Origin of the sequence: Streptomyces sp. YS-3, assembly GCF_045257485.1 — a bacterium.
GTDB lineage: Bacteria > Actinomycetota > Actinomycetes > Streptomycetales > Streptomycetaceae > Streptomyces.
In genome coordinates this window covers 1-5,603 of record NZ_JBJHPC010000476.1, presented here as the reverse complement: position 1 = coordinate 5,603, position 5,603 = coordinate 1, and the positions used below count along the sequence as shown (strand labels likewise).

General features: G+C 73.3%; 4 protein-coding genes. 1 reads left to right on the top strand and 3 read right to left on the bottom strand.

The window, feature by feature from the left end; genetic code table 11:
* A partial coding sequence (locus ACJA3G_RS28590; protein ID WP_406555929.1) for a bifunctional 3'-5' exonuclease/DNA polymerase occupies nt 1-1,356 on the top strand: 1,356 nt, incomplete at its 5' end.
* Nucleotides 1,357-1,500: 144 nt separating this feature from the next.
* Here the strand turns inward: ACJA3G_RS28590 and ACJA3G_RS28585 are convergent.
* From ACJA3G_RS28585 to ACJA3G_RS28575, 3 genes are all read right to left on the bottom strand, one after another.
* Nucleotides 1,501-2,745: a hypothetical protein gene (locus tag ACJA3G_RS28585; RefSeq protein WP_406555928.1), complete on the bottom strand. Its 1,245-nt coding sequence runs from the start codon at nt 2,743-2,745 to the stop codon at nt 1,501-1,503.
* A 178-nt stretch (nt 2,746-2,923) separates the two neighbouring features.
* On the bottom strand, nt 2,924-3,478 hold the full coding sequence (locus ACJA3G_RS28580) for a SigE family RNA polymerase sigma factor (protein WP_406555927.1): 555 nt from the start codon (nt 3,476-3,478) through the stop codon (nt 2,924-2,926).
* 63 nt (nt 3,479-3,541) lie between these two features.
* On the bottom strand, nt 3,542-5,603 hold a 2,062-nt coding region (locus ACJA3G_RS28575; RefSeq protein ID WP_406555926.1), incomplete at its 5' end, for a tetratricopeptide repeat protein.

Genomic DNA, 5,603 nt, shown 5'->3' with positions numbered 1-5,603 from the left:
GCCGAGCCCCACCGCCAGTCCTCCCTCTTCGAACCGCCGAGCGGCACCGCCCTGCCCCTCGAAGCCCTGGTCGAGGTGTACGCGGAACAGCAGCGGCGGCACGAGAAGGCCGAGCACCCCGGCCGGATGCGGCTGCTGACCGCCTCCGAGTCCGCCGGGACGCTGGTGGCCGCCGAGATGCACCGGGCCGGGGTGCCCTGGCGCGCCGACGTCCACCGCGCCCTGCTCCACGACCTGCTCGGCGAGCGGTACGCGGGCGGCGGCGAGCCCCGCCGGCTCGCCGAGCTCGCGGACCAGGTGTCGGCCGCCTTCGGCCGCCGGGTCCGGCCCGACCTGCCCGCCGACGTCATCCGGGCGTTCGCCGAGGCGGGCGTCCGGCTGACCTCCACCCGCCGCTGGGCCCTGGAGGAGATCGACCATCCGGCCGTGGCCCCGCTGGTCGCGTACAAGAAGCTGTACCGGATCTGGACCGCCCACGGCTGGAGCTGGCTGCACGACTGGGTGCGCGACGGCCGCTTCCGCCCCGAGTACACCCCGGGCGGCACCGTCAGTGGCCGCTGGACCACCAACGGCGGGGGCGCCCTGCAGATCCCCAAGGTCATCCGGCAAGCCGTCGTGGCCGACGAGGGCTGGCGCCTGGTCGTCGCCGACGCCGACCAGATGGAGCCCCGCGTGCTCGCCGCGATCTCCCGCGACCCCGGCCTGATGGAGGTGGCCGGGCACGAAGGCGACCTCTACACCGCCCTGTCGGACCGCGCCTTCTCCGGCGACCGCGACCACGCCAAGCTGGCCCTCCTCGGCGCGATCTACGGTCAGACGTCCGGCGACGGCCTCAAGAACCTCGCCGCCCTGCGCCGCCGCTTCCCCCGCGCCGTCGCCTACGTGGACGACGCGGCGAAGGCGGGCGAGGAGGGCCGGCTCGTACGGACCTGGCTCGGCCGCACCAGCCCGCCCGCCGCCGGAGCGGACGACGACGGCGAGGCGGGGCTCCCCCAGCAGGACGGCTCCGACCTCCCCTCCCCCGACGGGGAGTTCACCCCCGGCTACGCCTCCACCAACGCCCGCGCCCGGGGCCGCTTCACCCGTAACTTCGTCGTCCAGGGCAGCGCCGCCGACTGGGCCCTGCTGCTGCTCGCCGCGCTGCGACAGGAGCTCGCCACCGCTGGGATGCGGGCCGAGCTGGTCTTCTTCCAGCACGACGAGGTCATCGTGCACTGCCCCGAGGCCGAGGCCCCCCAGGTCGTCCAGGCGATCCGCACGGCCGGCGAGCTGGCCGGTCGGATCGCGTTCGGGGAGACCCCGGTGAGGTTCCCGTTCACGACGGCGGTGGTGGAGCGGTACTCGGAGGCGAAGTGAGGCAGCCGCCGCCCGTGGAACCTCACCGGCGACCCGGCGGGTGGGGGTGGGACCGTTCCGGTCGGCCTTACGGGTTGGCCGTTCCGGTCGGGCGTACCGGTTGGCCTTACCGGTTGACCGTTCTGGTTGGCCTTGCCTGTTGGTTCAGCGGAGCGTGTCCCACTTCGGGTCCAGTGCTATCGCCTTCAGCTGGGACATCGTCAGCGCGGGCGTCGCGCGCGTCGCCGGATCGTGCTGGTTGCCCGTGTTGAACGCGCTGATCACCACGCGCAGGTCGCTCTTACGGATGGTGTCCACCGTCCACCACACCACGCCGGCACCGCCCTTCTCACCGGCGCGCTGCTCCTCGCCTACGCGGGTGCCGTTGGGGAGCGTCGACACCGAACCCTGCAGCGGCACATCCCCCATGCCGGGCTGGACGTTGATGCCGACCAGGCTTCTGCCCTTGCCGTCGTCGACGACCGCGAACGCGTAGCCTCCCTGGTTGCCCTGGTCGACGACCTTGAGGGCCTTCGGCAGAGAGGCGATCAGCTCGCGCTGCATCGAAGCCCCGCTCGGCTCACCACGCGGCACCGGGTCCGGGCGCGGCACCTTGGCGCCCGCCATGGTCGTCTTCCACACCTCGGCCGTGACGAGTGCCTTCATCTGCCCGCCGGTCAGCGGCGGCTCGGCCCGGGTGATCGTCGCGCCCTTCTCGGCAGGCGCGTTGTACTCGCTCGCGTCGATCAGCACCCCCTTCGGGGTGACCAGGGTGGCCCGCCAGTTCTTCGTCTCCTCCCGGTGGTCCGGGTACTCGTACCCCTGGAAGAGCATGAACCGCGAGCCGTCGGGCAGCACCTCAGCCGAGCAGTGGTCGTAGTCCGTGATCGCCTTCGACGGGCAGCTCACGTATTCGCCGGCACTCTGGCCCGCCGGATCGACGGTGCTCAGCGCGATACTGACCGACCCCTTGCCCTTGCCGTCGTCGAAGACGACCGAGGCGGTCGGCATCGAGAACTTGCTGTCCGAGCCGCCCGCGCCCCGCCCATGCTCCTCGCTCGTCTTCCCGTGCGGAAGCAGTCCGATGAGGTTCTTGATCATTTGCTCCGCGCTGACCGACACATGGTCCGGGAGCGTCGACTTCGGCGGCGCCGCCACGGACGCCGACGCGCCGCCCCCGGAGCCCCCGTTGTCGCCGGACGAGCCGCCGACCAGTCCGGACGCCCAGGCGCCGCCGAGGCCCACCGCGGCCAGCGCCACCACACTGCCGGTCACCGTGGCGACCCGGCGCCGGGCCAGCCGGCGGCGCCCGCTGATCAAGGCGCCGTCGAGCAGAGCGCGGCTGTCCTGCGGGACGAAGCCGTCGCCGGTGCTGCGCATCGCATCGCCGAGCTGGTCTTCAAAAGGCATGGTGGAACCCCACTCCTCGCTTCGTGGTCAGTGGTTGTTCTTGGTCTGTGATGCCGAACTGCCGTGCTGAGGTACTGCCGTACCGCCGTGCTGCCGTACCGCCGTGCTGCCGTACCGCCGTACCGCCGTGCTCACCTACTGCCGTACCGACGTGTTCCCTGCCTGGTTGTTCGCGCCGTCAGAGCGCGGCGAGCTCCGCCAGGCTGCTGCCCAGGTGTTCGCGCAGCTTGGCCAGCGCGCGCACCGAGCGGGTGCGGACCGCGGCCGAACTGACCCGCATCGCCTCCGCCGTCTCCTCCACGCTGCGGTCCTCCCAGTACCTCAGGACCACCACCGCGCGGTCCTTGGGGGCGAGCCGGGCGAGCGCGTCGAGCAGGGCGAGCCGCAGAGCCGGATCGCCCTCCGTACTCATGGGCCGGTCCGGTAGTTCCCCGAGGGGTCGCTCCTCGGCAGACCGCCTTCGCCGGTGGGTGAGGAACGTACGCACAAGGACCGCCTGCGCGTATCCCGCGGGATTGTCGATCCGGGACATCCGGCCCCACACCGCGTACATCCGCCCCAGCGTCTCCTGGACCAGGTCCTCGGCGAGATGGGTGTCTCCGCTGGTCAGCAGGCACGCGGCACGGAAAAGATGGCTCGTGCGGCCGGACGCGAACTCAAGGAACTCATCCGTGCGTGCCTGGCGCGCTTGGCGCCCCAGTCTCGGCTGCTTCTGCTGCCCCGGCCTTCTCATGCTCTCCCCCGACCCCTTGACCTCCCCTACACCTCATTGACGCGCCAGGGGCCCGGAAATGTTTCAACCCGCTCCCGCGTCGGCCCCCGCTTCCGCGTCGGCCCCCGCCTCCAGTCCCGCCAGCAGCTCAGCCACCTCGGCGTACGCCTTGCGGTCGCCGCCCTCCAATGCCTTCAGGGCCCGCTCCCACTGGGACCGCGCCTCCGCCGGACGCCCCCGTGACCGCTCCAGGCGGCCGTACTCCCGCCTTCCGAGGCCCTCGGTGTACGCGTCGCAGCGCTCGACGGCCTGGTCGAGGAGGTCCGCGCAGGCGGCGTACGCCTCGTCGGTGCGGCCCAGTTCCCCCAGGACCCGCACCAGGCCGACCCAGGACTGGGAGCGCCCGTGCCAGTCGCCCTGTTCGCCGAGAATCCGCAGCGCCCGCTCGAAGTGGCCGACGGCGTCGGCCCATTCGCCGAGGGTGATGTGGGCGTAGCCGATGTTGCAGTGCGCGGTGTGCACCAGGAGCTCGCTGCCGATGCGGCAGCCGGTCGTGAGGCTGCGTTCGTGGTGGTCGATGGCCAGGCGGGCGTCGGTGTGCTCGTACAGGTTGCCGAGATGGCTGAGGATGATCGCCTCGCCGTAGGCGTCGTCGAGTTCGCGGGTCAGGGTCAGGCTCCGCTCCAGCGCCTCGGCGGCCTCGGGGTACCGGCCGAGGCGCTCCAGGAGCATGCCGCGGTTGGCGAGGGTCCGCTGCGTACGGTTGCGCTCGCCGAGCTCCTGCCACAGCGCGATCGCCTCGTCGTTCAGGCCGAGCGCCTCCTCGGCGCGGCTGGCCAGGAAGTGCGCCCCGGCGAGGTCCCCGATGGCGTGGGCCTGCGCGAAGCGGTCGCCGCTCGCCCGGGCGGCGCTCAGGACGAACCGGTTGAGGTGGCGCAGCGCCGCGTACTTGCCCCGGTACTGGAGATGGCTGAAGTACGCCCGGACCAGCAGGAACACGGTCGGTGACTGGTGCGCGTACCGCTCGGTGAGCGTGACGACGGCGGGCAGTTCGCGGTCGCCCCAGGCCAGCGCGGCAGCGGTGTCCGCGAAGGGGGCGGCGTCACCGACCGGCTCGGGGACCCGCGCCGGGCCCTCGCGGTCGGGCGGCGCGAGGACCAGGCCGCTCTGCCGGGCCGCCTCGGCGTACCAGCGCAGCCCGCGTTCTACGGCCGCCTCGCGCGCGTCGTCCTGGGCGGCCAGTTCGCGCGCGAAGTCGCGCACGAGGTCGTGCGGCGCGTACCGCCCGTACGAGGTCTCGTCCAGGAGCGCCACCTCGACGAGGCGGTCCAGCGCCGCCGCGGCCCGCTGCCCGGACAGGCCCATGAGGCGGGCGACGACGGGGACTTCGTACCCCGGAAGGTCGAGCGCGCCCAGGCGGCGCAGCGCCAGCGCGGCGTCCGGATCGAGGGCGCCGAGCGCGACGGCGAGGGAGCGGCGCACACTCAGGTCGTCGTACTCCAGGTGGTCGAGGCGCCCGTCCTGGGCGTCGAGGAGTCCGGCGAGCGCGTCGGGGGTGAGCGCGCTGCGGGCGGCGAGCCGGGCCGCCGCGACGCGCAGCGCCAGGGGCAGCCGCCCGCACAGGTCGACCAACCGGGCCGCGCCGTCGGCCAGTTCACGCCCCGAGACCGCCCGGAGCAGGCCCAGGCTCTCGGCGGCCGTCATCGGGGCGAGCGGAAAACGGCTCGCGCCGTCGAGCGCGGCCAGCGGCGAACGGCTGGTGACGACCACCGCGCAACCCCCGCCCGCGGGGAGCAGCGGTCGCACCTGGGCCGCGGAGCCCGCGTCGTCAAGGACGAGGAGCGTACGGGTCGGGGCCAGCCGGGACCGCAGCAGCGCGGAGGCGGCGTCGGGGCTGTCGGGGATGTTGCGCGAGTCGACGCCCAGCGCGTTGAGCAGCGCGGCGAGCGCCTGGATCGGTGGGAGCGCGGTGAGGCCCGGGGTGGCGCCGCGCAGGTTCAGATACAGCTGCCCGTCCGGGAACTCCTCGCGCAGGGCGTGCGCCACATGGACGGCGAGCGCACTCTTGCCGACCCCGGCCATGCCGGTGATCACGGCGAGGGGGAGGTTCTCCTGCGGGGCGGGCCGTTCGGGCGATGCCGTCACT

Bases quoted from the DNA above. Each gene is read 5' to 3' on its own strand.
- ACJA3G_RS28585 (WP_406555928.1), bottom strand. From the start codon at position 2,745: ATGCCTTTTGAAGACCAGCTCGGCGATGCGATGCGCAGCACCGGCGAC.
- ACJA3G_RS28580 (WP_406555927.1), bottom strand. From the start codon at position 3,478: ATGAGAAGGCCGGGGCAGCAGAAGCAGCCGAGACTGGGGCGCCAAGCG.